This is a genomic window from Amycolatopsis sp. cmx-4-54, from assembly GCF_046548895.1.
Lineage (GTDB): Bacteria > Actinomycetota > Actinomycetes > Mycobacteriales > Pseudonocardiaceae > Amycolatopsis.
Window position 1 is genome coordinate 260,429 of the sequence record NZ_JAEBEJ010000012.1, and the last position, 25,058, is coordinate 285,486.

A 25,058-nucleotide genomic window follows, 5' to 3' on the forward strand; every position below is an offset into this window, starting at 1 on the left:
CCTTCACGGAACGAGCGGCGAGGCCGAGCACTCACGGACGGCGGTAGATCGTCATGGAGTGGCCCACTCTCTCCACCGGCGTGCTGCCGTCGATCAGCGCCGCCAGATCACCGATCGCACCGCCCGTCTGGCCGCCTCCCCCGGTGCCACCACCGCCCATGGGGTCGTCGAAGGCCCCCAGGATCGCGGAATCCGACACGGCGAGCACCCCGTGCACCTGGTCCGCGGGCACCGTGAGCGGATCGGCGGCGTCGATGCCGTAGTGGGACGGCAGACCGCTCCCCTGATAGACGAGCCAGGTGCGCTCACCCGCGTAATCCTTCTTCAGGCGGTCCGCCAGGCGGCCCAGGTCCTGCCCCCAGTCGACGTTCGAATCCAGGAGGTACCGATGGGTGTTCTCCGGGCCCCCGAACGCCTCGTTGGAGTACGGAAGGTAGTACGGGAACGTCATCAGCGAGCTGACCGCGGCGAAGATCACCACGAGCACCGCGGCCGCCTTCACCCATCGTCGGCGGACGGCGACGACCGCGGCCGCCGCGACGGCCAGGAACATCGGCGCGAAGGCCAGGTACCGCACGCCGTTGTCGCGGACGATGACCATGGCCGTGGCCATCAGCAGGGCCGTCGGGAGGAGGACGTACGGCGCGGCCGGGCGCAGCCGCCGGACCGACAGCAGCACGGCGGCGCCGGCCAGCCAGATCGCCAGCGCGCCCAGCGGCGTCTTCACCAGCAACGCGGCGGGTCCGTAATACCAGAGCGATCCCGTGTAGTGCCTGCCGAACAGGAAGTTGTGCCACACGTGGTCTTCGAGTTCGAACTGGAACCGCATGCCGTCCTTCAACGGCTGCGGGAACGGCAGCCAGTCGACGATGGTGCGCATTCCGTGCAGCGGTTGCATTCCCGACGGCGTCTCCCAGCGCAGCCGCGGATCCACGACGAGGTAGGAGGCCCACACGACGGCGATCGCGATCAGCGCCATCCCGGCGGCCGCCAGGAGGCCGCGGCCGATCAGCAGGGCCGGGGACTTCAGGTCCAGGCCGCGGGCGCGGCGGGCATGCCAGACGGACAGCACGGCCAGCGGGATCAGCACCGGAACCGCGACCAGGGAAAGCACTTTCGTGGCCGTCGCCGCGCCGAGCGCCAACCCGGCGAGCGGGAGATAGCGGCCGGGGCGGTGCCGGGCGCGCCACACCAGCCAGACCGACGTCAGCAGGAACCCGGCCACCGGCACGTCGAGCGTCGCCAGCGAGCCGTGCGCGATGACGTCGGGTGAGAAGGTGAACAGGGTGAGCGCCAGCAACCCGCCCGCGCGGCCGGCCAGATCTGACGCGAACGCGAAGACGACCAGGCCGAACAGCAAGGTCAGCAGGATCACCGGCAGCCGCGCGAACAGCATCAGCCGTTCCGGATCGTTACCCGCCTCGTAGACGACGTGCTTGCCGAGTTCCCACTCGTGGCCGTTGAAGCCGGGCGCCACCTTCGGGTCGGTGAGGGCCACCCCGGTCGCGATGATGAGCTTGCCCAGCGGTGGATGCTCGGGGTTGTACCGCAGGCTGTGCTCTTCGAGGTAGACCACCGCGGTGCCGACGTAGACCGGCTCGTCGATGGTCGGGGACTGTTCCACGGCGGTCGTGACCATCGCGATCGCCATCTGGGTGAGCAGGGCGATCACGGCGCCCGCGAGCAACCACCGCCGGCGCCGTCGCACCCAAGCGATCCAGTTCGAAGTGTCCATTGACGGCTGAAGGCCATCGGTCGTCAAGTTCGGCGTCCTTCCCCCGGCGGACCGGTGCGCCCGGCCCGCCCTGGATATCGATTACCCGGCTGGGCGCCCGCGCCTTCGAGGGCCATCACGGTCGGCGCCGCCGTTTCGGTGGCACCGAGTCGGGTCCGTGATGGCCCTCGTCGGCCGGGCTGGTGAACGAGGAAGTCAGACGGAGAGCGGAAGAACGGACAGCCGCCGTTCGATCTCCAGGCTGGCGTTGTAGTCCGGGAGCATGCCCTGCCCCTCCGCCTCGCCGAGCGTGAGCGCCGCCGTGTCCCGTTCGGACAGGATCGGCACGACGTCGGTGTCGATCGGCAGGCCGAGCGCGGGGTCCAGCGGCGAGAGGGCGAGTTCGTTCTCCGCCACGTAGGGCGAGGAGATCATGTACGACATGACGGTGTCGTCTTCGAGTGCCACGAAGGCGTGGCCGACACCGACCGGGAAGTACATCGTCCGGAAGGTCTCCTGGTCCAGCAGGACCGCGTCCCATTTGCCGAACGTCGGCGAGCCGACCCGGATGTCGACCACGATGTCCAAGGCCCTGCCGCGGGGGCAGTAGACGTACTTCGCGGTGCCCGGCGGGGTCGCGGTGTAGTGGATACCCCGCACCACACCGCGTTTCGACCGGCTGTGGTTCGTCTGCGCCACCGGGAAGAGCGGGCCGCCGTGGGCCTCGATGAACGCCTCCTCCTGGTACGGCGAGACGAACAGGCCCCGGTCGTCGGGGAAGACACGCGGAGTGAATTCGAGCGCGCCTTCGACGGCGAGTTTGCGTGCTTGCACGGTTTTGCTCCTGTGGTCAGAGGGTGGACAGCACTTCGCGGACCGCGTGGACGACCTTGTCCTGGAGGTCGGGCGAGAGCGCGGGGTACATCGGCAGCGAGAAGATCTCGCCCGCCAGCTTCTCGGTGACCGGGAGCGAACCCTTCTCGTAACCGAGGTGGGCGAACCCGGTCATGGTGTGCACCGGCCACGGGTAGCTGATGTTCAGGTGGATGTCGTAGGCCTTGAGGCGTTCGAGGATCTCGTCGCGGCGCGGATGCCGCACGACGTACACGTAGTACACGTGCTCGTTGCCGGGAACGGTCTTCGGCAGCTGCAGTTCGGTGTCGCCGAGGGCGTCGACATAGCGCTGGGCGACCGCCCGGCGGCCCGCCGTGTAGGCGTCGAGCCGCTTGAGCTTGCGCCGCAGGATCTCGGCCTGGACCTCGTCCAACCGGCTGTTGTGGGCAGGCGTCTCGACCGTGTAGTAGCGCTCCTCCATGCCGTAGTACCGCAACCGGCGTAGTTTCGCGGCCACGCTCTCGTCGGACGTGAGGGCCGCGCCGCCGTCGCCGTACGCACCGAGCACCTTGGTGGGATAGAAGGAGAACGCGGCCGCGTCACCGGTCGTGCCCGCGATCGTGCCGTCCTGCCGTGCGCCATGCGCCTGCGCGCAATCCTCCAAAAGGGACAGTCCGTGCTTCGCGGCGAGTGCCTTCAGCGGCGCCATGTCCACGCACTGGCCGTACAGGTGCACGGGCAGCAGGCATTTGGTGCGTTCGGTGATCGCGGCTTCGACCTGGCCGGTGTCCATCAGGAAGTCGTCCTCGCGGACGTCGACGAAGACCGGGGTGGCGCCGGTGCCGTCGATGGCGACGACGGTCGGGGCGGCGGTGTTCGACACCGTGATCACCTCGTCGCCGGGACCGACGCCCAGCGCCTGGAGGCCAAGCTTGATCGCGTTCGTCCCGTTGTCGAGCCCGACACAGTGTCCGACACCGTGGTACGCGGCGAATTCCGATTCGAACCCGCGCAGGCTCGCGCCGAGCACGAGCTGCCCCGAGTCGAAGACCGTCTCGACCGCGTCCAGCAGATCGGCCCGTTCGGTCTCGTATTCGGCGAGGTAGTCCCATACGCGCGTGGTCATGTGCGAGCCTTTCCGTGAACTGGGGTGGTCAGCGCGGCGACGGTGCGACGCACTCCTTCGGGCAGTGAGATCTCCGGACGCCAGCCGGTGACCGCCCGGAACGGCGTGGAATCGATGGTGACGCTGCGAAGATCCGTCGACGGCGCGTGCGACGGAGGCTCGACACAGACCACGTCCACCGGATCGCGTCCGGTGTACTCGGCCATTTCCTTCGCCACCAGCCGGAAGACGTCGGCGAGCTGGTCTCCCCGGCCGGCGCCGAGCAGCCAATGGCCGCCGACCAGCGCGTCCGGGGCGGCCAGCGCCGCGGTGAACGCGGTCGCGATGTCCTCGACGTGGACCAGGTCGCGCCGCACGGTGCCGTCGCCCCAGATGGTGAGGTCCTGCCCGTCGAGCGCGCGGCGCGCCATGGCGGACACGACGCCGCGGTCGGAGTTCGCGCCTTCGGTCGGCGTCTCGCCGAACACCGTGGGCAGCCGCAGGCTGATCCCGCGCACGCGGCCGTCGGCCGTCGCTTTCTTGAGGACCTGTTCCGCCGCCAGTTTCTGCTGGTCGTACGGGGTGCCCGGCTCGTCGGTCTCGCTCCCGTCGATCGGCTCCCGGGGTGGCACACCGACCTGCGACGCGGCACCGCCGTAGATCACGAGCGGCTTTCCGCCGACCACGTCCACGAGATCCCGCATCACGCCCAGGTTCACGCGTTCGGCCTCTTCGGTCTCGGCGACCCGCCAGCCGCCGTCCGCGAGGAGCAGGTACACGATCGCGTCCGAGCCCGCGACCGCCTCGGCCAGCGCGGCGCGGTCGGTGAGATCGGCGGCGACGACGGTCGTTTCGGCTTGGCCCTCCGGCGGGGTGAGCCCCCTGCGCGACACCGCTCGTAATCGGATCGGTTGCCGCGCCAGTGCGCGCGTCACGGCCGAGCCGACGAAGCCCGAGGCCCCGAGGACGGTGATCTGCTTCATTTCATGCCCTCTCGTTGCGGCTGTGCCGTCGCGGCGTTGATGCAGGCGAGCAGGGTGCGAGCCTCGACGTTGACGTAGTGCCCGTGCCGGGTGAGCGCGGTGAGCTGGCCGGGAGTCACCCAGGCGTAGCCGGGCGGGGCTTCGACCGTGTCGTCCGCCTCGATCGCGAGATACCGGGCCCGGACGTTGAGGAAGCGCCCGCCCTCCTCGGAATGCATGGCCTCGTAACGGATTCGCGATCGCGGCGCGTTCAGCACGAAGTCGAGGAAGGGCGGACGGCTCTCCGCGGGCAGATGCGCGTAATTCTGAGGAGTGCACTGGACGGTCGGCGCCAGCTCGACCGTGTCCAGGAATCCGCCGTCGGCGCGGGCGTGTACCAGCACGTGCGGCACGCCGTCGATCTCGCGGACGAGGAACGCGACCACACCCGTGCCGACGGATTCCAGCAACGGCTGGGTCCAGCTGATCTTCTCGCGGTTGCTGCCCTTCACCGCGACCGCGAGGACCTTGAAGTACCGGCCGTCCTCGTGCTCGATCGCTTCCACGCCCTGTTTCCAGCCGCAGACGTCCGTGAGCGGGATACGCCGGGCGCGCACGTCGTGGCGGGAACGCTCGTTCGTGAACCAGGACAGCAGCTGGACGTCGGACAGCAGCGCGCCGGGAGCCTCGTCGTGGTACGGCAGACAGGACAACACGCTCCTGGCGTTCATGTTGACCGTCTCGTCCTCATGCATCAGCTCGGCGATCTGGCCGAGGGTGAGCCAGCAGAAATCGTCCCACAACGGCACGTCGTCGACGGTCTCGACGATCATGTTCCGGTTGGACTTGCGGAAGAACCACGAGCCCTGTTCGGCCTGGAGGACGTCGACGACGATCCGTTCCGGGTCGGGCGGGGCGAAGTACTCGATCAGTTTGACGTTCGTGCCGCCGTGCGCCTTCGTGTAGTTGCTGCGCGTGGCCTGCACGGTCGGCGAGAGCTGCACCAGGTTCGGGTTCCCCGGCTCCATCTTGGCCTGCATGAGGAAATGCAGGACGCCGCCGAACTCCTTCGCCAGGATGCCGAGAATGCCCACCTCGGGCTGTTTGATGACCGGCTGCCGCCATTCGCGGTACGGGCCGTCGCCGTGGGGTCCGTCGGCCTCGACCACGTGCAGCCCCTCGATGGCGAAGAACCGCCCGCTGCTGTGCACGAGATTGCCGGTCACGTCCTCGAACCGCCACTGGTCGAGCTCGGCGAAGGGAATGCGTTCGACGTGGAAGACGTTGGCCTCACGGCGTTCGGCGATCCACGAGCGGACTTCCTTCGTCGCCATGTGGACGCCGCCGGTCGTCGCGGCCGACAACGCGATGCGGTCCGCGTAAATGCGGTCGTCGCGAGGGCGCACCGTCACGGGGGCGAGAAGGGGCAGCATGGACCTCACCTTTCGTACCGAGTGCTCAACCGCCGGATCGCGCGCACCGAATCGCAGCCCGCCAGGCCCATCGCGTTCCGGAGTTCGACGGCGAGCAGGTCGAGCACCTGCCGGGCGCCCTCCTGGCCGTCCGCGGCCAGCCCCCAGATGACCGGCCGTCCGACCAGCACCCCGGACGCGCCGAGGGCGATCGCCTTGAGCACGTCCCCGCCGGTCCGGATCCCGCCGTCCAGCAACACTTCGCAGCCACCGGAGACCGCGTCCGCGATCTCGCCCAGCATCGCGATCCCCGGTACGGCACCGTCCAACTGACGGCCTCCGTGGTTGGACACCACGATCCCGGCGGCACCCGCGTCGACGGCCCGCACGGCGTCCTCGACCGCGAGGATCCCCTTGAGCACCACCGGAAGGTCCGTATGCGCACGGACGGTCTCGACGGAATCCCAAGTGGCCGGGGCGAATTCGCGCGCGGTGTGGTCGGCGACGGCCGAAAGCCCTTCGGTACGGCGATGCGCGGCCGCACCGGCGTCGAAGTTGGCCGCCGTCACCGATTCCGGCAACGCGAAACCGTTCCGCATGTCCCGCAGCCGCCGTCCCATCCACGGCACGTCGACGGTGAACACGATCGCCTCGCAGCCGGCGTCCTCCGCGCGGCGCACGAGCTCCAGTGACCGCTTTTCGTCGCGCAGCCAGTAAAGCTGGAACCACGGCCGTCCACCGACGGCCGCGACCTCCTCCAGCGGGACACTGCTGAGCGTGCAGATGGTGTAGGGCACGCCGGCGTCCCGCGCCGCACGGGCCGCCGCGAGTTCGCCTTCGGGATGGAACAGCCGCTGGTACGCGACCGGCGCGACCGCCACGGGAAGCGCGGCGCGCCGGCCGAGAACCTCGGCCTCGGTGGTGCCGCCGGAGAGCTCGCGCAGCATCCGGGGGATCACGAAGATCCGCTCCAGCGCGGTGCGATTGGCCTCCAGCGAGGACTCGGTCCCGCTGCCCCCGGCGAGAAAATCCCAGATCTCGCCGGGGAGGGCCGCCCGGGCGGCACGTTCGAGGTCGTCGAGGCAGAGGTGGGTCATCGCTGGGCGGGGCCGAGCTTGCTCTGTCCGGTGCGCTCCAGCTCCACGGCTTCGTACAGGGCCTTGATGTTGGAGCTGCCGAACGTGCCGGCGCCCTGGCGCTCGATGATCTCGAAGAAGATCGTCTTACGCGGGTGGGTGGAGGCGGTGAAGATCTGGAACAGCTGGCCGCCGTGGTCCTCGTCGGCGAGCAGCTTCGTCTCGCGCAGGTCGTCCAGCGAGTGCGTCTCCAGCTCGATCCGCTCGCCGAGCAGGTCGTAGTAGGTGTCCGGGGTCTTCAGGAATTCGACGCCACGCGCGGAAAGCTCCTTGACCGCGCGGACCGCGTCGGGGCTGGTGAACGCGATGTGCTGGACGCCGGAGCCGTGGTGTTCCTTGATGAAGTCGTCGATCTGGCCGGGGTCGGCGGTCTTGTCGGGCTCGATCAGGGTGAGGGTGACCGCACCCGACGTGCTCTGCACGACGGTGGAGTTCATCGCCTGCGCACCGACCTCGATGTGCTCTTCGAAGATCTGCTTGAACCCGAGGGCACGCTCGTAATACGCCACCGTGGAGGCGAGGTCGCCGGCGTTCAGGCAGACCGCGAAGTGGTCGACGGCGTTCAGGTCCACGCCGCCCTTGCCGCGGAACGCCGACGGCGATTCCTCGGTGTCGTCGCTCTGGACCAGGGTGTGCACGACGTCGCCGAAACCGCTGACGGTGGCCGTGACGACGGAGTCCGCGCGCTTCTCCGGCTCGCGGACGGGCTGCGCGCCCGCCTTCACCGCGGTCTCGAAGGCGGCGGCCACGTCGGGAGTGCGCAGCGCGATGTCCGCCACCCCTTCACCGTGGGTCTGCAGGTAGGTCGCTCCCGGGTGCCGGTCGGTCAGCGGCTCGGTGAGAACGAGGACGATCTCGGCGTGCCGCAGTGTCACGCTCCGGTGGTCCTCCGACCGGTCCGTGGCCGCGACGGAGAAGTCGTACCTGTCCATCCAGCCGGACGCGGCGGCCTCGAGGTCGGCCACGTACATCTCCACATAGTCGATCTCGAAATTCTGCGTGGTTTCGTGAGAAGACAAGACATTCCTCCGTGGAATAGATGTGATCCTCAGGAACAGGATGGCGCGAAGCCGATTCCCCATCAACGGTGTCCGCTTGACAGACGGTCCTAATAGGACAATCAGCGGCCCGTGAACCGCACCGGGAGTTCCCGGTAGCCCTGCACGACGACGGCCCGTAACCAGGACGGCTCTTTCGTCAGCTCCACTCGCGACACTCGCTCTGCGACCTCCCGCAGCACGACCGCCAGCTCGATCCGTGCGAGCGCGGATCCGAGGCAGTGGTGCATACCGTGCCCGAAAGCGATGTGCCGATTGGGTTTCCGCCCCGCGCGGAACGTGTCAGGGTCCTCGAACACGGCGGGATCCCGGTTCGCCGCGGGCAGCCACGCGACCACCGGTGTGCCCGGTTCGAGGTCACGGCCGTTGAGGGCGACCTCCCCGGTCGTCACGCGCAGGACGTGCATCGCGGGCGAAGTCCAGCGCAACACTTCGTCCACGACGGTGTCGACGTCCACGTCATAGTCCCGCACCTGCGCCAGTAGCCCTGGCACCGTGGCGAATGCGTGCACCGCGCCGGTGATCGCGTGTCGTGTCGTCTCGTTGCCGCCGATCAACACGTTGTCGCAGTTGAGCAGGACGTCGTCGATCGACAGTTCGTCGTCGGAAAGCAAAGTGCTGACCAGGTCTTCGCCGGGGCTCGCGCGGCGCGCGGTGATCAGTTCGTCGAAATAGACGAGGATCTCGGTATGCGCCTGGCGCGGGGTCATCCCGTCGAACAGCTCGTCCTCGCCGCCGAACGCGTGATTGGTCAGGTCGATGAGCATGTCCTGGTCCTCGGCGGGCACACCGAGGATTTCGCAGACGACGGCGGCGGGAATACGCGGGCCGATCGCCGCGGCCACGTCGCACACGTCGCCGTCGAGCACTCGGTCCAGGACGGCGGACACCTCGGCGCGCACCCGCTCCGACAGCTTCCGCGCCGCCGCCCTCGAAAGCAGCGGCCCGACCAGCTTGCGCAGTTTCCGGTGCTGATCCTGTTCGGAGACCACCATCATCTGGCCACCCGAGTTGTCGGGATGATCGCGGTCGAAGCCGATCATCATCCCGTATTCGGAGGTGAACGGGGCCGACGGCCCGAGCACCGCGGCGCACGCCCGATGCGAGAACACGGACCAGAACCCGCCGGGTGAGCTGCCCGGCTCGCTCCACACCATCGCGTCTTCCGCCGCGTACTCCCGCCACCGATCGTGCCGGTCCAAGGTCGTGTAGAGGTCGGGATTTCCGAGGTCGACGGCTGTCGTCGTCTGCATGAATGGTCTCCAGGTCAGGTGTGGGCGCCGTCGAGCACCTTGGCCAGCCGGGCCACCGTCGGCGCGTCGAAGAACGCCTGCACCCTCAGCCGGATCTTCAGGCGTTCCCGGATGCGGCTCACGAGCCGGGTCGCGAGCAGCGAATGGCCGCCGATCTCGAAGAAGCTGTCGTCCACGCCGACACTGCTGACGCCGAGCACTTCGGCGAACAGCTCGACGAGGATGATCTCCGTGGGGGTGAGCGGTTCCCGGCCCGCCGCCGCGCGCCCGGCGTGCTCCTCTTCGGGAGTGGGCAGGGCGACCCGGTCGATCTTGCCGTTGGGCGAGACCGGCAGGCTCGGCAAGCCGACGATCACGTCGGGCACGAGGTATCCGGGCAGCCGCGCACGAAGCGGCGTCAGCAGCCGTTCGGCGAGGACGCGTTCGCCACCGGTGCCGACCACATAGGCCACGAGCCTGTTCTCGTGCTCGGTCACCACCGCCTGGGCGACGCCTTCCACTGCCAGCAGCGCGGCCTCGACCTCGCCCGGTTCGATCCGGTGGCCGCGCACCTTCAGCTGGTCGTCGACCCGGCCGACGAAGACGTACTGGCCGTCCGGACGCGTCCGGACCCGGTCCCCGGTGCGGTACATGCGCCCGCCCGGCTCACCGAAGGGATCCGGCAGGAACCGTTCCGCCGTCGCGGCCGCTCTCCGGAGATAGCCGCGGGCCAGGCCGGGCCCCACCGTGTACAGCTCGCCGACGTCGCCGTCCCCGACCGGCCGCAACCGATCGTCCAGGACATAGGTGCGGACACCGGTGATCGGCCTGCCGATCGGCGGCGTCTCCTCACCGGTCAACGGCTCGCTCGCGGTGACCGCGACCGTGGTCTCGGTCGGGCCGTAGGCGTTGATCATCACGCGGTCCACCGCCCAGCGTTTCGCGACCGGGGCGGGGCACGCCTCGCCGGCGACCAGGAGGGTCAGGCCCGCGGGCAGGCCCCCGGACTCCTCCAGCGGCGCCAATGCGGACGGCGGCAACGTGACATGGGTGATGCGCTGGTCGCGCACCAGGCGGGAAAGCGGCTCGCCGGGGACAAGGTCCGGCGCGGAGGCCAGCACCAGGCAGCCACCCGCCTGCCAGATCGGCCAGAACTCGGCGACCGCGGCGTCGAAACTGGGCGAGGCGAAGGCCAGCAACCGGCTCTGCGGGCCCAATTCCTGACGGCGCACGTAGTCGTCGGCCAGGTTCGGGATCCCGCGGTGGGTGACCAGCACGCCCTTCGGCCGCCCCGTCGAGCCGGAGGTGTAGATGACGTACGCCGGGTGGTCCGGGCGCAACGGGCCGAGGCGTTCCCGGTCTTCCAGGTTCGGCTCGGACAGTCCGGGTTCCCGTTCCACGCTCAGGACGACGGGGGCGCCGGCCACGTCCTGACCCGGCAGGCACAGCAGGCAGTGCGCCGCGGCGTCGTCCAGCATCTGCCGCTTGCGTTCCTCCGGATAGTCCGGGTCGACCGGGACGTACGCGGCGCCTGCCTTGTGCACGGCCAGGATCGCGATGACGAACTCGATCGATCGCGGCATCGCCAGCGCGACGAGCCGCTCCGGGCCGACGCCGTGCGCGACGAGCCGCCGGGCGAGCCGGTTGGCCTCCCCGTTCAGCTCGGCGTAGGTGAGGGTGGTGGTGTCCATCGCCACCGCCTGCCGAGCCGGCAGGACGGCCGCGGTCGCCTCGAACAGATCGGGTGTCGTGGCCGCCGAAAGGACGGTCATACGGTCTCTCCCAGTGTCTCGCGCGATCCGGCGCGGAGGAACCGGATCAGCTCGCGGTTCACCGCTTCCGGGTTCTCCAGGTAACCGAAATGCCCGCACTCGGGGATCGTGCGGTACGTCGCGCCGGGGATCGCGGAGGCCAGCTCCAGTCCGCCGGCGGGCGGCGCCACGAGGTCGTGCTCGAACGAGATGACGTGACAGGGCACCTTGATCGCCTGGTAGGCGTCGAGACGGTCCGGCAGCGCACTGACCAGCAGCTGTGCCCGGACGCCCGGCCCCCAGGCCCCGGTCGCCGCGAACAGGTCTAGCCAGTCGGCCGCGGCGTCGTCGTCGGCGAGGGTCGCGGGCCCCAGGTTGTGCATGGCACGGACGGCGGCGAGGAAACCGGGCGGCAACTCGATGCCCTGCTCGATCAGCTTCGCCTCGCCCTCGGCGAGCTCCCGCTGGACGAGACTGCTCTTGCCGCAGGCCGCCATCAGCACGACCGAATCCAGCATCTCCGGTTGGGCGAGCGCGAGTTCCTGCGCGATGTAGGAGCCCATCGAAGTGCCGATCACCCGGCAGGGCACCGCGTCGAGATACTCGATCAGGGAAGCCACGTCGTCGACGAGGTCCGCGATCGTGAATCCGCCCGTGCCGTCGTCGCTCGGCGGGATGCCGCGGTTGTCCATGGTGATCACGCGGAAACCGGCGGCGCGGAGCGCGGGGACCTGATGCAGGTCCCACACCGAACTCGGCGCCCCGGTGCCGGTCAGCAGAAGGACCGGCGGGCCGTCACCACAGTCGTTGTAGGACAACCGGATCCCGTTCTCGGTTGTCATCAGCATGATGTTCCTCCGGGAAATGGCCGCTGCGCCGGGATTCGATGGTGCGGCGCGGATCCGACCGTACCTTCGGGGATCGAGTGTCCGGACCATTCGGTGGTGGACATTATCGCCGAAATGGCGTCCACGGCCCGTTCTTGACACCTCAACGGCGTATGGAAATCCTAGTATTCATGGATTCAAACGGTCTGTCCACTCACTGGAACGTGGAAACGCTGCATGGATCGCTCACCGATCCGGCCATCTCGTCGATGAATCTGCTCAACGAACTGATCGACGAATACCCTGTGGCCATTTCCATGGCGGCAGGACGGCCGTACGAAGAGTTCTTCGACATCCGGCTCATTCACACCTACATCGACGCCTATTGCGCGCATCTGCGCGAAGATCGGAAACTGGACGAGGCGGGGGTGACCCGCACGCTCTTCCAATACGGCACCACCAAGGGCGTCATCGCCGATCTCATCGCCAGGAACATCGCCGAAGACGAGAACATCGACGCCGCCCCGGAATCGGTCGTCGTCACCGTCGGCGCGCAGGAGGCCATGTTCCTGGTCCTGCGCACCCTGCGCGCGGGCGACCGAGACGTCCTGCTCGCACCCGCCCCCACCTACGTCGGGCTGACCGGGGCGGCGCTGCTCACCGACACTCCCGTGTGGCCCGTGCGCTCGACCGAGAACGGCATCGACCCCGACGACCTCGTCCTCCAGCTGAAGCGGGCCGACGAACAGGGCAAGCGGGTGCGCGCCTGCTACGTGACCCCCAACTTCGCCAATCCCACCGGCACCAGCATGGATCTGCCTTCGCGGCAGCGTCTTCTCGACGTCGCCGAGCAGAACGGGATCCTGCTCCTGGAGGACAACGCGTACGGCCTGTTCGGCTCCGAGCGGCTGCCGTCGCTGAAATCCCTCGACCGGTCGGGCTCCGTGGTCTACATCGGATCCTTCGCCAAAACCGGTATGCCCGGCGCCCGCGTCGGCTTCGCGGTGGCGGATCAGCGGATGACCGGCGGCGGCCTGTACGCCGATCAGCTTTCGAAGCTCAAGGGCATGCTCACGGTGAACACCTCCCCCATCGCCCAAGCCGTGATCGCCGGGAAACTCCTGCTCAACGACTTCAGCCTCACCAAGGCCAACGCGCGGGAAATCGCCATCTACCAACGCAATCTGCGGCTGACACTGGGCGAACTCGACCGCAGGCTCGGGTCGTGCGCCGGCGTCGGCTGGAACACCCCGACCGGCGGGTTCTTCGTCACCGTCACGGTCCCGTTCGTCGTCGACGACGAACTGCTGGAAGTCGCCGCCCGCGACCACGGCGTGCTGTTCACCCCGATGCATCACTTCTACGGCGGCAAGGGCGGATTCCATCAGCTGCGGCTGTCGATCAGCCTGCTCACTCCGGAACTGATCGAGGAAGGTGTCGCGCGGCTGGCGGCGCTCATCACGCCGCGGCTTTCCTGAGGTCGTTTTGGTACGGGAAAGGCCCCCATCCTCGGTACGGGATGGGGGCCTTTTCGTGTTCCGGGGCGGGTCCGCGGGTGTTGCGAAAGCCACTTTCGCAACGTTGAAGGTTGCGAAAGTGGCTTTCGCAACACCCGCCGGGCCCGCGATCGGCCGGGGGAGTACATGAAGGGGGCCTTCACGTACTCGCAGCGCGAGACGAAAGGGGCCGAGGTGACATTGAGTGAGGGGTGTGTGGAAATAGAGACGTTGAGTGTCCCTATTTCCACACACCCCTCCACGAGAGGACCAGTCACAAGTACGTGAAGGGGTCCTTCACGTACTTGCAGCAAGAGAGCATGCCGGGCAGCCGGTCAGGGTTTGGTCCCGGTCACCAACGCGTGCTCGAACGGCAGCTCCACCGACCGCACATCGACACAACCCACCGCCTTGAGCCACGCCGAGGCCTCGGCCTGCGGCCAGGCCATTCCGCGTCCGGTCGCGAGAATGTTGAGGTACAACGAAAGCCGCGCCGACAGCGGCCCACCGGTCTCGTCGTCCGCGGCCGCGAAGCCGTAGATCGAGATCTTCCCGCCGGACGGCAGCACCTCGTAGGCCTTGGCCAGCAGCATGACGGACTGCTCGGCCGTGAAGGTGTCGAGCACGTGGCTGAACAGGGCGTGGTCGGTGCCGCCGGGGAAAGCGTCGGTCAGCAGGTCGGCCGGGTGCAGGGTGAGTCTGTCGGTGACCTCGGCGGGCACGCGCTGCTCGGCCAGCTCCACGCTGCTCGGCAGGTCGAGCAGGGTGGCCTTGAGGCCGGGGTTGGCCTTCAGCAGGGCCGCCGCCGTGGTGCCGTCGCCGCCGCCGACGTCGAGCAGGTGCCGCGACGACTTGACGTCGATGTGCTCCAGCAGCCCCGGCATCGTCTGCAACGAGAACGCCGACATCGCCGTGTAGAAGATCCGCGCCTTCTCCGGATCGTTGCCGAGCCGCGCGTACAGCGTGTCCCCCGGGCCGTCGAGGGCGTCGAGGGCCTCGTTGGTGCCGGCGCGCAGCGCGGAGGTCATCCGCGCGAACGCCGGGTAGTAGATGGTCTTCCAGCTGAGCAGGATGTGCTGCCAGCTCTCCGGTCCGCTCGTGGCGAGCAGTTCGGTCGCGACCGGGTGGTTCACATAGTCGACGCCCCGCTTCTCGATCAGGCCCGACGTGGTCAGCGCGAGCATCAGGACGCGGACCTTGTGCGGCTCCAGGCCGGTGAACTCACCGAGTGCCGCCGCGTCGGCGCCGCCGCGCTCTTCCAGGAAGTCGAAGATGTCCAGCTCGATCCCGGACACCACCGCGTTGAACAGGGCGGGACCGTTGGCGATCAGCTGGAAACGACGGTGAACCTCGGTGGAGTCGAGCGATTCCTGCATCGGCAGATTTCCTTTCCGGCCGGCGGAGACTTCCGCAGACGTTGAGAACGACACCGGCCCGCCTCAGAAGGAGCCGGACGCCGGTCCGGCATTGGCGTCGAAAGAGCTGCCGGAGTAATCGGGATGGAGTACGGAGAAGGCATAGGTGGCGGGTGCGGCGATCATCGCCGCGACACCGAGGGCCAGCGCCGCGGTGACCAGTGATTTCGAAGCGTTCTCACGCGTTCGGGCCACGATCAAGACGACAAGCGCGGCCACCCCGATCACGAGGGTGCCCCATTTCGCCCACGGCAGGAAGTTCGGGTAATGGGACCACAGCCAGGCGCCCCACGCCAGTTCCGCCGCGATGGCGATCGGCAGGATCCAGCCCTGCCTGCCGCCGTTGTGGTACGCCCGCCAGAAGGTGACGATGCCGAGCGCGGAAAGCGCGGCGATCGCAGGAGCGAGCGAGGCCACGTACGCGGTGTGCGCGACAGCGCTCGCGCTGAAGACGAAGAGGAAGGTCACCAGCCAGACGCCCCACATCACCAGCCCGCCGCGCACCGGATCGGTGCGCTCGGCGCGGCGCCACCACCAGAGCCCGCACAGCAGGGACAACAGGGCGAGCGGGAACAGCCAGGCGATCGCGACGCCGAGGTGACCGTCGAGCAGTTTGGTCGCCCCCATCGGATCCGCCCGAGTCTCCATTTTGGACTCATCCGGCTGCGGGCCGCCAGGACCGAGGGGCTGTCCGCCTTCGGCCTTCGGGCCGAAGTCTTTGTTCTGTTCGTCCTGGTGCTTGGTGCCGAAGTTCCCGTTCTCGTCAAGGCCCTGGCCGCCGCCGGGGCCTTGCGGATCCCCGGGGCCGCCGCCAGGGCCGTCACCCGGACCGCCCTCGGGGCCGCCAGGCCCACCAGGGCCACCGGGGAAGTCACCGGGACCACCCGGGCCGAGCGACGGAAGCCCACCGCGGCCGTTGGGGTCCTCGGCGCCGGGCAGGTGGACGCCGACGCGGCCGAGACCGTTGTAGCCGAACACCATGGCGAACGCGTTGTTGTTCGTGGTGCCGCTGATATGCGGGCGGGAGCTGTCCGGGGTGAAGGTGTAGAGCGCGATCCACGACAGCGAAACCGCCAGCGTCACCACACCGGCGAGCGCCAGATGTTTCGCCCGGCGGCGTAGCTCGACCGGGGCGGTGAGCAGGTAGCCGATCGCCAGCGCGGGCAGGATCATCCACGCCTGCACCATTTTCGCCTGGAAGCCGATGCCGACCCAGACACCGGCCCAGACCAGCGACCGGAGCCGCGCCTCGAGCACGGCGCGCTGATAGGCGTCGACGGCGAGCACCAGGCACATGGTGAGCAGACCGTCCTGCATGCTGTGCCCGAACATGGACGCGAGCACCGGGGTGAGGGTGAAGATGCCGGCGGCGAGCAGGCCGGGCACCACACCGGCCCAGCGCCGTACGACCCGGTACATCACCAGCACCGAGACCACACCCTCGATCACCTGCGGCAGCGCCAGCGACCATTCGTGGTAGCCGAAGATCTTGGCCGAGAGGGCCTGCGGCGCGAACGACCCGGCGAGTTTGTCGAGGGTGTACGTCGCCCCGGGGTCGACGGTGCCGTAGAAGAACGCCTTCCAGCTCTCGGACATGCTCTTGGCCGTGTCCGAGTACAAGGGCGCGAAGTCGACCCTCGGCAGGTTCCAGGCGTAGAGCACCAAGGCCACGAAGGCGATGCCCAGCAACGCCGGCCGGGCCCACCGCGGCTGATCGGCGGGTGACCGCCAGAACGCCCAGCGGCCGCGCACACCCTCGGGCGCGGGGTCCAGTGACGGGGACGGCAGATGGGTGAGTGTTGCGGACACTCCGGTACCTCGCTTAACCGTTGTTTTCGAGGAGAACGGGCCAGATGGTTTCGCCGAATCCGCCCCGCGGCGAGTTCTTCCGCGCGTGCTCGTCCAGCCTCTCGAACAAATTCTTGTTCCTGCCGTCGAGCATCGCCAGCTGGGAAGAATAGCACTCGACGGCTTCGCGTTTCCGTTTCCAAGTCTCCGTCGTGGCGGACTCGAATTCGGAAGTGCCGAGCCGGAAACCGGCGGGGAGTTCGATCGTTCCCGGTTCGAACATCGAATAGGGCAGGTCTTCCCACAGCCGGATCGGAACGTTCATCGTGTGCGCGGCGGACAAGGCGGCGTCCCGGGTGGCCAGGTTGTCGGGATGGTCGACGACGGCCGCGCACGTGACGATCAGCGTCGGCTCGAACTCGGCGACGATCGCCTCGATGTCGTCCTTGATCTCGGCGACGAGACCGTCATCGCCTGACGGATTCTTTGCCACCGCGAGCTTTTGCCCGCCCTCCACGTGATCCGTGAGCCACCGGCCGTCCGGCAGCCTCCGGTAGATGGAGTCGAGGAAACGGCCGTGCCGGTACGCCAGCCCCAGGTGGGCGAGCGCGGCGATGTCCTCGTTCCGGCGATGGAGCGGCGCGTCGTCCTGCGGGGAAAGGCCCCAGACCGCGTGCATTCGCTCCGCCGCCTCGGAATAGGGCGGCGGAGCCGTTCCCGCGAAGACCGTGTTGACGAGCACCTCCGCACCGTCCCGCGCCGCTTGGGCGAGGCTCGCGCCGAGGGAAAGGACCGCGTCGTCCAAATGCGGGGAGATCGCCAGCAGCCGGGTCGCGCCGGGGCGTGGAAGCATGGTGCTGATTTTGGTTACCGCCTTGTCGGGCTTCAACTGATGAGCCTGGACAGCGTTCGGGTGACGCGACGCCGAACTCACGTGATCGGGCGCGATTCTCGCGTGATCAGAGGCGTAGGGTCGCGGCGCGCACGAGGTCGGCCGCCACCGTCGTCCCGTCGGTGCGGATCGTGCCGGCGACGGCTTTCGCGCGGGCCGAGGTTTCCGGGGCCAGCGCCGTGACGAGCGCGGCGGACAGCGAATCGACCGTCGGGTTCGGGCCGTCGTGTCCCACCCCGATCCCGAGCTCGGTCACCTTGGCGGCGAAATGCGGGTGGTCCGCGATCTGCGGGACCACGACCTGTGGGACTCCCGCCAGCGCCGCCACATGCGTCGTGCCGGTGCCGCCGTGATGGACGGCGGCGGCCACGCGGCCGAAAAGCGCTTGCAGATTTTCCTCTCCGACGGCCAGGCAGTCGGAGCCGTCGTCGGGCAGCGTCAAACCGGCCCAGCCATGGGAAAGGACCACCCGGCGCCCCTGGGCACGGATCGCCTCGACAGCCACCTTGGCGATGTCGGCAGGGGCGGGCGAACAGCCGAACCCGACGTACACCGGCGGCGCGCCGGCCGCGAGAAACGCTTCCAGCTCAGCGGAAAGCGGACGCTCGTCGGGCTCGATCCAAGCGCCGGTCCGGACACCGCCGTCGGCCGGTGCCAGCAGCGCGTCCGCCGCCAGGAAGGGCATGTCGGTGGTGCTGAAGTCGTACAGGTTCTTGACCGGCGGGAGACCGATCGCCGCGCGCAGCTCGTTGAGCGGGCCGCCAAACATCCCGTCGGCGCCGTTGTTGTACATGCCCCGGTGTTCGGGCGATGGCACGAGCGCCGGCGAGGGAACGACGGAAAAGTACGGGATGCCCAGTTTCTCGGCCACCGAACGGACACCGATCGCGCCGGACAGCAGTCCGGTCGCCACCACCGCGTCACAGCCTTCGGCGGCCGCCGGGATCTTGTCGAACTGCTCGGCGATCCCCGCGATCGCGGCCTCGGGCGATTCGGGCGGACCGCCCAGCGCGCCCGCCTCTTCGAGCACCGGCTTGCCGACGACGACGTGTGGCACGCCGGCCTCGGCCAGCCGACCGGTGTAGTCGGGAGGCGCGCACATCCGCACCTCGTCACCTTGCTCGCGCAACCGCAGCGCCAGTGCCACCAGCGGTTCGACCTCGCCGCGGGTTCCGTACGACCAAAACAACACGCGCATTTCGTATCCCCTGGTGTACTTCAGCGCCGGACCGCGGCGATGCCGACCGTGGCGTAGTTGATGGTGAACGATCCACCGATTTCGTCGATGGCCGAGCCGAGATATGCCAGGAACCGGGCGCGCGCGTCCTCCGCGAGGTGGTTGAGCCCGCCCTGTGTCGGGATCTGGTCCAGCCATTCGTCACGGGTGCAGACCCGCGACCACTCGAAGCGCAGTTCCTCCGGCTCACTGAACGCGCCGGTCCGGAGGATGCCTTCCGCCGCCTTCACGTATTGCTTGGCGTAAATCTGCTCGACGTACTCTTCGACGTCCTCGTCCTTTTTGGACGGTGGCTCGAACTTCACTTCCGGCATCGCGTGCCGGTACGCCTCTCCCTGCGCCGTCATGACGGCCTCCGGGAGTTCGAAGCCGTTGTCGAACAACGCGATCAGCCCGTGGGGCGCGAGCATCTCCGCCACCTTGGCCGCGCCCGCGAACGGGTCCACCCAATGCCAGGCGGTCCCCGAGGTGACCGCGTCGAAGGTGCGGCCCGCCGGGTCCCAGTCCTCGAATTTGGCGACCTCGACGTCGAGTCCGCGCCTGCGGGCGACCTCCGCCATCCGCGCGTCCGGCTCGACGCCGAGTACCGTGCAGCCCGCCGCCTGGAACGGGCGGGACGAAAGGCCGGTGCCGCAGCCGACGTCCACGAAGTTCTTGCCGGGGCTCATCGAGACGACCCGGTCGACCAGTGCATCGGGGTAGGTGGGCCGGGCGCGGTCGTACCGTTCGGCGTCGGCGCCGAACCACTGCGCCATCTGCCGGTTCTCGTGCGGTGCTGCAGCCAGATCGGACATTTTCCTCACCCTGGTCGATTTCGAGATGGTCAGACGGAGACGCGGCCGACGGCGGCGCGCAGGCGCTCCGCGGCGACGGTGGTCCCGTCGGTGCGGACCGTGTTCGCGACGGCCTTCGCGCGAGCCCGGGTCTCCGGGGACAGCGCCGTGGCCAGCGCGGCGGACAGCGAGTCGAAGGTCGGGGCCGGGCCGAACTCTTCGAACGCCACACCGATGTCCAGCGCGGCCACCTGTTCGGCGAAGTACGGCTGGTCGGTGATCTGGGGAAGCACGACCTGCGGAATACCCGCCCGCGCGGCGACCGTCGTCGTGCCCCCGCCGGCGTGGTGGACGACGGCGGCGACGCGGCCGAACAGCGCCTGCAGGTTCACCTCGCCGACGGCGAAGCAGTCGGCTCCGTCGTCGGGCAGGGCCATGTCCGCCCAGCCCCGCGAGAGGACCACCCGATGCCCCTGCGCGCGGATCGCCTCGACGGCCAGCTTCACCGTGTCCGCGATTTCGGGTGTGCTGCCGAAACCGACGTACACCGGCGGCGGACCGGCGGCGAGGAACGCCTCCAGGTCAGCGGGAAGAGGCCGCTCGTCGGGCAAGACCCACGCGCCGGTCTGCACGGCGCCGAGTTCGGGCCGGGGCGGCGCCAGCACCGGATCCGCCGCCATCCAGGGCTGCTCGGTGAAGCCGTACTGGACGAGGTCCGCCACCGGCGGCAGGCCGAGCGCCGCGCGACGGCCGTTGAGCGCCTCCGAGTACCGCTGGGAGAAGACCTCGTTGTAGAAGTCCCACAGCGCCCGGTTGTCGTCCATCGCCTCCTCGGGCGGCCGTCCGTCGCCCCGGGAAAGGGGCGGCGGGTAGTACGGCGACGGCAGGTAGATCGGGCAGTACGCGGCGTAGAAGTACGGGATGCCCAGGCTTTCCGTCACCGACCGCACCCCGATGGCGGCGGACAGGACGCCGGTCGCCAGCACCACGTCACAGCCCTCGGCGGCCGCCGGGACCGCGTCGAACTGCTCGGCGAGCTCGTCGGCGGGGCGCCTCGGCTCCGGTCCCTCCGTCATCCCCTGCATCATGGCGCGCAACGACTGACCGACCGGAACGAACGGGACGGCGAATTCGGCCAGCCGGTCGCCGGTGTCCGGCGGCGCGCACACGCGTACCTCGGCGCCGAGTTCCCGCAACCGCACCGCCAGCGCGACCACCGGTTCGACGTCTCCACGGAGTCCGGTCGTCGACAACAACACACGCATTTCGTATCCCCTGGCTTCAGACGGAAACGCGGTCGACCGCGTCGAGGAGGAATTTCGCGGCCACGGCGGCCCCGTCGGTGCGGACCGTGCCCGCCACGGCCGTCGCCCGCTCCCGGGTTTCCGGGGCGAGCGCCGTTTCGAGCGCGGCGGACAGGGACTCGAAGGTCGGTGTCGGGCCTTCGTGCGCCACGCCGATGCCGAGTTCGGCCACCCGGCCGGCGAAATACGGCTGGTCCGCGATCTGCGGGACCACGACCTGCGGAACACCCGCCCGGGTGGCCGTGGTCGTCGTGCCGGCGCCACCGTGATGGACGGCGGCGGCCACCCGCCCGAACAGCAGCTGCTGGTTGCCCTCCCCCGCGGCGAAGCAGTCGCTCCGGTCGTCGATCAGCGCGAGGTCGGCCCAGCCACGGGAAATGATCACGCGGCGACCGTGGGCCCGCACCGCCTCGATGGCGATCTTGGCGGCTTCTTCGGGGGCGCGCATGCTGCCGAAACCGACGTACACCGGCGGCGGACCGGCGGCGAGGAACGCCTCCAGCTCCGGGGAAAGCGGCCGCTGGTCGGGCAGTGTCCAAGCGCCGGTCTGGACGACGTCGAGATCCGTCGGCTGGAGCGGGGCGAGGGACGCGTCGGCCGCCAGCAGCGGGTGATGGGTGAAGCCGTACCCGAAGACGTCCTCGACCGGTGGAAGACCGATCGCGGCCCGCTGGCTGTTGAGCGGCTCGCCGAAGCGGTTGAGCGCGCTCCGACTGTTCCGCTCCCACAGCGCCCGGTTGTCGGTCCCTTCCGGCGCGGGAGGTTCGCCGAGCGGGGGCGGCGGCGCGTAATGCGGCGACGGGATGAAACGCGGGCAGTAGAAGCCGTAGAAGTACGGGATGCCGAGTTTTTCGGCCACTGACCGGACGGCGACCGCGGTGGCCAGCATCCCGGTCGTCACCACGACGTCACACCCCTCGGCGGCCGCCGGGACCTCGGCGAACTGGACGGCCATGGCCTCGGCCGAAAGCCGCGGCCCGTCCTCGGGGGACGGCGGCTTCGCCCCCTTGATCGCGGTGCGGGTCGACTGTCCGACCGGCACCAGCGGGACACCGACCCCGGCCAGCCGTTCGGAGGAGTCCGGTGGCGCGGCCATCCGCACCGCGGCGCCCGCCTCCCGCAGCCGGACCGCCAACGCCACCAGCGGTTCGACGTCTCCTCGGCTTCCGGAGGTCGCCAGCAACACGCGCTTCACGTAATTCCCCGTTCTTTCAGTTCAGGCGGGAACCGACGGCTTTTCCCGGCTGACCGCGTCGCGCAGCAGATCCACGGCCACTGCGGTCCCGTCGGCGCGGATCGTGTCGGCGACCTCGATCGCCTTGGCCCGCGTCTCGGGGTCCAGTGCCGTGGTGAGCGCGGCGGACATGGCTTCGAAGGTCGGGGCCGGCCCTTCGAGGGCGACCCCGATCCCCAGCTCGGCGACCCGGTCGGAGTAGTACTGCTGGCCGACGATCGACCGCACGATGATCTGCGGGGAGCCCGCCCGGGTCGCGATGTGGGTCGTGCCCGTGCCGTCGTGATGGATGGAGACGGCGACCCGGCGGAACAGTTCCTGCAGGTTCACCTCGTCGACGGCGAAGCAGTCGTCCTCGTCCTCGGGCAGGTCCAACCCGGCCCAGCCACGGGAAAGGATCACCCGGTGCCCCTTTGCGCGAATGGCGTCGATGGCCACCCTCGCGGCGTCGGCGGTGCCGGACGAGCTGCCGAAACCGACGTACACCGGCGGCGGACCGGCAGCGAGGAACGTCTCCAGGTCGGCGGGGAGCGGCCGTTCGTCGGGCAGGATCCACGCGCCGGTCTGCTCGGCCTCGTGCCGTGGCTCCAGCGGAGCGAGGATCGGATCCGCTGCCAGCAAAGGCTTTTCGGTGGAGCAGTAGTCGAAGAGGTTCTTCACCGGCGGCAGACCGATCTCGGCGCGCTTGGCGTTGAGCGCGTCACCGAACAGGCCGTCGGCGCCCTGGTTGTACATCTCGCGCTGCGGCGCTTCGAGGTGACTCGGCAGGTGGATCGGGCACAAAGCGACGTAGTAGTAGGGAATTCCGAGCTTCTCGGCCACCGAACGCACGGCGACGGCACCGGACAGCAGACCGGTCGCCACCACGACGTCACAACCCTCGGCGACGGCGGGCATCTGATCGAACTGGTCGGCGATCCCGGCGGCGGCGAGTTCGGGATCCCGGCCCTCGCCGTCGTTCATCCCGCGGTCCGGCCGGGCGACCGGCACCAGCGGCACGTCGATCTCGGCCAACCGCTCCGCGCTGTCCGGCGGCGCGCACACCCGCACCTGGGCGCCGGATTCCTTCAACCGCGCGGCCAACGCCACCAGCGGTTCGACGTCCCCACGTGAGCCACACGCCCACAACAACACGCGCATTTCGCTTCCCCTCTACCAGGTGACCGGCAACTGATCCGGGCAGTCGATGAACGCGTTCCGGAGTACGACCTCGTCGTTGGACACCGCCAGGCGCAGCCCGGGGAATCGCTGCCACAGGGACTGATAAGCCATGCGCAGCACCGATCTCGCGATCGCGGCGCCGATGCAGTAGTGGATGCCGTGCCCGAAGCCGACGTCCGAAACCGGAGGACGCCGCGCGTCGAGGACGTTCGGATTCGGCGTCAGCGCCTCGTCCCGGTTCGCCATCAGGATGGAGCAGAGGACGTAGTCCCCCGCCTTGATCAGCTGCCCGCCGACGACGACGTCCCTGAGCGCCATCCGCGGATTCGGCTGCTGCACGGGCGAGAGATAGCGCAGCAGTTCGTTGACGACGCGATCCGCCTCTTCACGGCCTTCGAAGAGCATCTGCTTCTGGTCGGGGTGATCCAAGAGCGCGAGCACCCCGAAACCGAGCATTCCCGCGACGGTCTCGACACCGCCGAGCAGCAGCGCCGTGCAGAGGCCCTTCAGCTCGTCGTCCGTGACGTTGTCCCCGTGCTCGCGCACCAGCATGCCGAGGAACCCGTCGTCGGGATTCTCGCGCTGGCGGGTGATGAGACCGAGCAGGTACCGGTTGAACGCCGCGCTGTCGGCCGCCCTCGCCTTGAAACCCCGGCTGAGGTCGACGTTCCGCCGGATCCGCCGGATGAACTCGTTGCGGTCGTCGCGCGGGATTCCGAGCAGTTCACAAAGGACACCGCCACCGACCGGATCGGCGAAGAGTCCTTGTACGTCAGCGGGTGGGCCCTCGGCTTCGACCTCGTCGAGACGCTCGTCGATGAGTTCCTGGATCGCGGGCTCCAGCCGCCGGATCCGCCGGACGGTGAACTCCGGCGTCAGCATCCGCCGCAGCCGCGTGTGCTCGGGCGGGTCGTAGGTCGAGATCTGGCCGACGAACTGCGGCGCCATGGGCACGTCTTCGCCGTTGGTCGTCCGCTCGGCTTCCGCCTCGGTCAGGCGTGGGCGGGTCGTGAAGTTCTCGTGGTCGCCGAGGATCTTGCGCACGACGTCGTAGCCGAGCGCCTGCCAGACGTAGCCCGTGCCGAGCTGGGTGGACGCGTCGCCGAGGATCCGGACCAACGGGCCCTTCTCCCGCAACGTGAACATGTCCTCGTGCGGATCGCAGTGCGTCCTCATCATGTAGTTGGCCGTCGGCTCCACGGCCGGCGCGACCTCGTCGATTGCGTGCTCCATACCGAGGGAAGCTCCTTCAGTGACCAGGAAGTGCGGTCCGGCCGTATGCCGCGCCGCAATCTTCATCCGCGATCGGGCGGGACGTCCAGCGCCGCCATGGACGCCTCGTTAGTTACTCCGGGCAAGCGGGGGAGGCGAAGGCGGCGAGGTTGCGAAAGCCACTTTCGCAACGTTGAAGGTTGCGAAAGTGGCTTTCGCAACGTCCAGCGATAGCCCGGCGAGTCGGCGAGTGGCCGCCTCGAGCGACCCGGTCAGAAACGGTTACGACTGTCCACAAGGGACCGCCGGTCGGTCTTCGGTGCCCGATTTGAGCACTTTGCGCATTCTCGCGACGGGGTCGTGAGTGATAAAGAGGGTTAGAACGACATGTCTGAGTTCAGGACATCGTGAACAGTCGATGTTTCAGGACATCGTGAACACTGACCGGCCTGTCGGCGTGGTGACCAGGGTGTTCGTTGTGATCATCCGACGATGGGCAGTACAGGGTTTTCGAT

20 protein-coding genes are annotated in these 25,058 nt (G+C 68.9%); 1 reads left to right on the forward strand and 19 read right to left on the reverse strand.

Translation table 11 applies throughout. The annotated features are described in order from the left end of the window. Positions 1–31 precede the first annotated feature (31 nt). From ACLJQ7_RS34225 to ACLJQ7_RS34270, 10 genes are all read right to left on the reverse strand, one after another. On the reverse strand, positions 32–1,708 hold the full coding sequence (locus tag ACLJQ7_RS34225) for an ArnT family glycosyltransferase (RefSeq protein WP_410652284.1): 1,677 nt from the start codon (positions 1,706–1,708) through the stop codon (positions 32–34). Between the two features lie 222 nt (positions 1,709–1,930). After that, positions 1,931–2,548 (reverse strand): dTDP-4-dehydrorhamnose 3,5-epimerase family protein, encoded by a 618-nt coding sequence (locus ACLJQ7_RS34230; RefSeq protein ID WP_410652285.1) that lies wholly within the window; start codon positions 2,546–2,548, stop codon positions 1,931–1,933. A 16-nt stretch (positions 2,549–2,564) separates the two neighbouring features. Beyond that, on the reverse strand, positions 2,565–3,674 hold the full coding sequence (locus ACLJQ7_RS34235) for a DegT/DnrJ/EryC1/StrS family aminotransferase (protein ID WP_410652286.1): 1,110 nt from the start codon (positions 3,672–3,674) through the stop codon (positions 2,565–2,567). Then, positions 3,671–4,636: an NAD-dependent epimerase/dehydratase family protein gene (locus tag ACLJQ7_RS34240; protein WP_410652287.1), complete on the reverse strand. Its 966-nt coding sequence runs from the start codon at positions 4,634–4,636 to the stop codon at positions 3,671–3,673. The genes ACLJQ7_RS34235 and ACLJQ7_RS34240 overlap by 4 nt, the downstream gene beginning before the upstream one ends. Continuing rightward, a complete protein-coding gene (locus tag ACLJQ7_RS34245) occupies positions 4,633–6,048 on the reverse strand; it encodes an NDP-hexose 2,3-dehydratase family protein (RefSeq protein ID WP_410652288.1) in 1,416 nt (471 codons plus the stop codon). Before ACLJQ7_RS34245 ends, ACLJQ7_RS34240 begins: the two co-directional genes overlap by 4 nt. A 5-nt stretch (positions 6,049–6,053) precedes the next feature. Beyond that, complete coding sequence (locus tag ACLJQ7_RS34250) at positions 6,054–7,124, reverse strand: alpha-hydroxy acid oxidase (protein ID WP_410652289.1); 1,071 nt, start codon at positions 7,122–7,124, stop codon at positions 6,054–6,056. After that, complete coding sequence (gene hppD, locus ACLJQ7_RS34255) at positions 7,121–8,182, reverse strand: 4-hydroxyphenylpyruvate dioxygenase (protein WP_410652290.1); 1,062 nt, start codon at positions 8,180–8,182, stop codon at positions 7,121–7,123. The genes ACLJQ7_RS34250 and hppD overlap by 4 nt, the downstream gene beginning before the upstream one ends. Before the next feature lie 101 nt (positions 8,183–8,283). After that, positions 8,284–9,474 (reverse strand): cytochrome P450, encoded by a 1,191-nt coding sequence (locus tag ACLJQ7_RS34260; RefSeq protein ID WP_410652291.1) that lies wholly within the window; start codon positions 9,472–9,474, stop codon positions 8,284–8,286. 14 nt (positions 9,475–9,488) lie between these two features. Further along, positions 9,489–11,225 carry an amino acid adenylation domain-containing protein gene (locus tag ACLJQ7_RS34265; RefSeq protein ID WP_410652292.1) on the reverse strand — a complete coding sequence of 579 codons (1,737 nt, stop codon included), beginning with the start codon at positions 11,223–11,225 and terminating at the stop codon, positions 9,489–9,491. Beyond that, positions 11,222–12,052 (reverse strand): alpha/beta fold hydrolase, encoded by an 831-nt coding sequence (locus ACLJQ7_RS34270; protein WP_410652293.1) that lies wholly within the window; start codon positions 12,050–12,052, stop codon positions 11,222–11,224. Before ACLJQ7_RS34270 ends, ACLJQ7_RS34265 begins: the two co-directional genes overlap by 4 nt. 170 nt (positions 12,053–12,222) lie before the next feature. Here ACLJQ7_RS34270 and ACLJQ7_RS34275 point away from each other — a divergent pair, with 170 nt between their 5' ends. Further along, positions 12,223–13,509 (forward strand): PLP-dependent aminotransferase family protein, encoded by a 1,287-nt coding sequence (locus tag ACLJQ7_RS34275; protein WP_410652294.1) that lies wholly within the window; start codon positions 12,223–12,225, stop codon positions 13,507–13,509. 353 nt (positions 13,510–13,862) lie between these two features. Here ACLJQ7_RS34275 and ACLJQ7_RS34280 read toward each other — a convergent pair whose 3' ends face one another. The 9 genes from ACLJQ7_RS34280 to ACLJQ7_RS34320 all read right to left on the reverse strand — a co-directional run bounded on the left by ACLJQ7_RS34280 (position 13,863) and on the right by ACLJQ7_RS34320 (position 24,564). Then, positions 13,863–14,903: a methyltransferase gene (locus ACLJQ7_RS34280; RefSeq protein ID WP_410652295.1), complete on the reverse strand. Its 1,041-nt coding sequence runs from the start codon at positions 14,901–14,903 to the stop codon at positions 13,863–13,865. A 63-nt stretch (positions 14,904–14,966) separates the two neighbouring features. Beyond that, positions 14,967–16,751, reverse strand: coding sequence for an ArnT family glycosyltransferase (locus ACLJQ7_RS34285; RefSeq protein WP_410652296.1), 1,785 nt, complete (start codon positions 16,749–16,751; stop codon positions 14,967–14,969). Positions 16,752–16,764: 13 nt separating this feature from the next. After that, positions 16,765–17,583 carry a PIG-L deacetylase family protein gene (locus ACLJQ7_RS34290; RefSeq protein ID WP_410652297.1) on the reverse strand — a complete coding sequence of 273 codons (819 nt, stop codon included), beginning with the start codon at positions 17,581–17,583 and terminating at the stop codon, positions 16,765–16,767. 106 nt (positions 17,584–17,689) lie between these two features. Further along, positions 17,690–18,820: a glycosyltransferase gene (locus tag ACLJQ7_RS34295; protein WP_410652298.1), complete on the reverse strand. Its 1,131-nt coding sequence runs from the start codon at positions 18,818–18,820 to the stop codon at positions 17,690–17,692. A gap of 20 nt (positions 18,821–18,840) precedes the next feature. Continuing rightward, entirely contained in the window at positions 18,841–19,653 is an 813-nt protein-coding gene (locus tag ACLJQ7_RS34300; RefSeq protein ID WP_410652299.1) for a class I SAM-dependent methyltransferase, read from the reverse strand. A 29-nt stretch (positions 19,654–19,682) separates the two neighbouring features. Beyond that, positions 19,683–20,897, reverse strand: a complete 1,215-nt coding sequence (locus ACLJQ7_RS34305; protein WP_410652300.1) for a glycosyltransferase — start codon at positions 20,895–20,897, stop codon at positions 19,683–19,685. A gap of 16 nt (positions 20,898–20,913) precedes the next feature. Then, the gene (locus ACLJQ7_RS34310) at positions 20,914–22,131 is read right to left on the reverse strand and encodes a glycosyltransferase (protein ID WP_410652301.1); all 1,218 of its coding nucleotides are present in this window, start codon (positions 22,129–22,131) and stop codon (positions 20,914–20,916) included. A 21-nt stretch (positions 22,132–22,152) separates the two neighbouring features. Continuing rightward, positions 22,153–23,310, reverse strand: coding sequence for a glycosyltransferase (locus ACLJQ7_RS34315; protein WP_410652302.1), 1,158 nt, complete (start codon positions 23,308–23,310; stop codon positions 22,153–22,155). A gap of 12 nt (positions 23,311–23,322) precedes the next feature. After that, positions 23,323–24,564, reverse strand: a complete 1,242-nt coding sequence (locus ACLJQ7_RS34320; RefSeq protein ID WP_410652303.1) for a cytochrome P450 — start codon at positions 24,562–24,564, stop codon at positions 23,323–23,325. Positions 24,565–25,058 lie beyond the last annotated feature (494 nt).

What these genes read in the sequence shown, in the direction of transcription:
- ACLJQ7_RS34235 (WP_410652286.1), bottom strand. Translation starts at nt 3,674, where the DNA reads ATGACCACGCGCGTATGGGACTACCTCGCCGAATACGAGACCGAACGG.
- ACLJQ7_RS34240 (WP_410652287.1), bottom strand. Translation starts at nt 4,636, where the DNA reads ATGAAGCAGATCACCGTCCTCGGGGCCTCGGGCTTCGTCGGCTCGGCC.
- ACLJQ7_RS34245 (WP_410652288.1), bottom strand. Translation starts at nt 6,048, where the DNA reads ATGCTGCCCCTTCTCGCCCCCGTGACGGTGCGCCCTCGCGACGACCGC.
- ACLJQ7_RS34250 (WP_410652289.1), bottom strand. Translation starts at nt 7,124, where the DNA reads ATGACCCACCTCTGCCTCGACGACCTCGAACGTGCCGCCCGGGCGGCC.
- ACLJQ7_RS34260 (WP_410652291.1), bottom strand. Translation starts at nt 9,474, where the DNA reads ATGCAGACGACGACAGCCGTCGACCTCGGAAATCCCGACCTCTACACG.
- ACLJQ7_RS34265 (WP_410652292.1), bottom strand. Translation starts at nt 11,225, where the DNA reads ATGACCGTCCTTTCGGCGGCCACGACACCCGATCTGTTCGAGGCGACC.
- ACLJQ7_RS34270 (WP_410652293.1), bottom strand. Translation starts at nt 12,052, where the DNA reads ATGCTGATGACAACCGAGAACGGGATCCGGTTGTCCTACAACGACTGT.
- ACLJQ7_RS34275 (WP_410652294.1), top strand. Translation starts at nt 12,223, where the DNA reads ATGGATTCAAACGGTCTGTCCACTCACTGGAACGTGGAAACGCTGCAT.
- ACLJQ7_RS34280 (WP_410652295.1), bottom strand. Translation starts at nt 14,903, where the DNA reads ATGCAGGAATCGCTCGACTCCACCGAGGTTCACCGTCGTTTCCAGCTG.
- ACLJQ7_RS34290 (WP_410652297.1), bottom strand. Translation starts at nt 17,583, where the DNA reads ATGCTTCCACGCCCCGGCGCGACCCGGCTGCTGGCGATCTCCCCGCAT.
- ACLJQ7_RS34295 (WP_410652298.1), bottom strand. Translation starts at nt 18,820, where the DNA reads ATGCGCGTGTTGTTTTGGTCGTACGGAACCCGCGGCGAGGTCGAACCG.
- ACLJQ7_RS34300 (WP_410652299.1), bottom strand. Translation starts at nt 19,653, where the DNA reads ATGTCCGATCTGGCTGCAGCACCGCACGAGAACCGGCAGATGGCGCAG.
- ACLJQ7_RS34305 (WP_410652300.1), bottom strand. Translation starts at nt 20,897, where the DNA reads ATGCGTGTGTTGTTGTCGACGACCGGACTCCGTGGAGACGTCGAACCG.
- ACLJQ7_RS34315 (WP_410652302.1), bottom strand. Translation starts at nt 23,310, where the DNA reads ATGCGCGTGTTGTTGTGGGCGTGTGGCTCACGTGGGGACGTCGAACCG.
- ACLJQ7_RS34320 (WP_410652303.1), bottom strand. Translation starts at nt 24,564, where the DNA reads ATGGAGCACGCAATCGACGAGGTCGCGCCGGCCGTGGAGCCGACGGCC.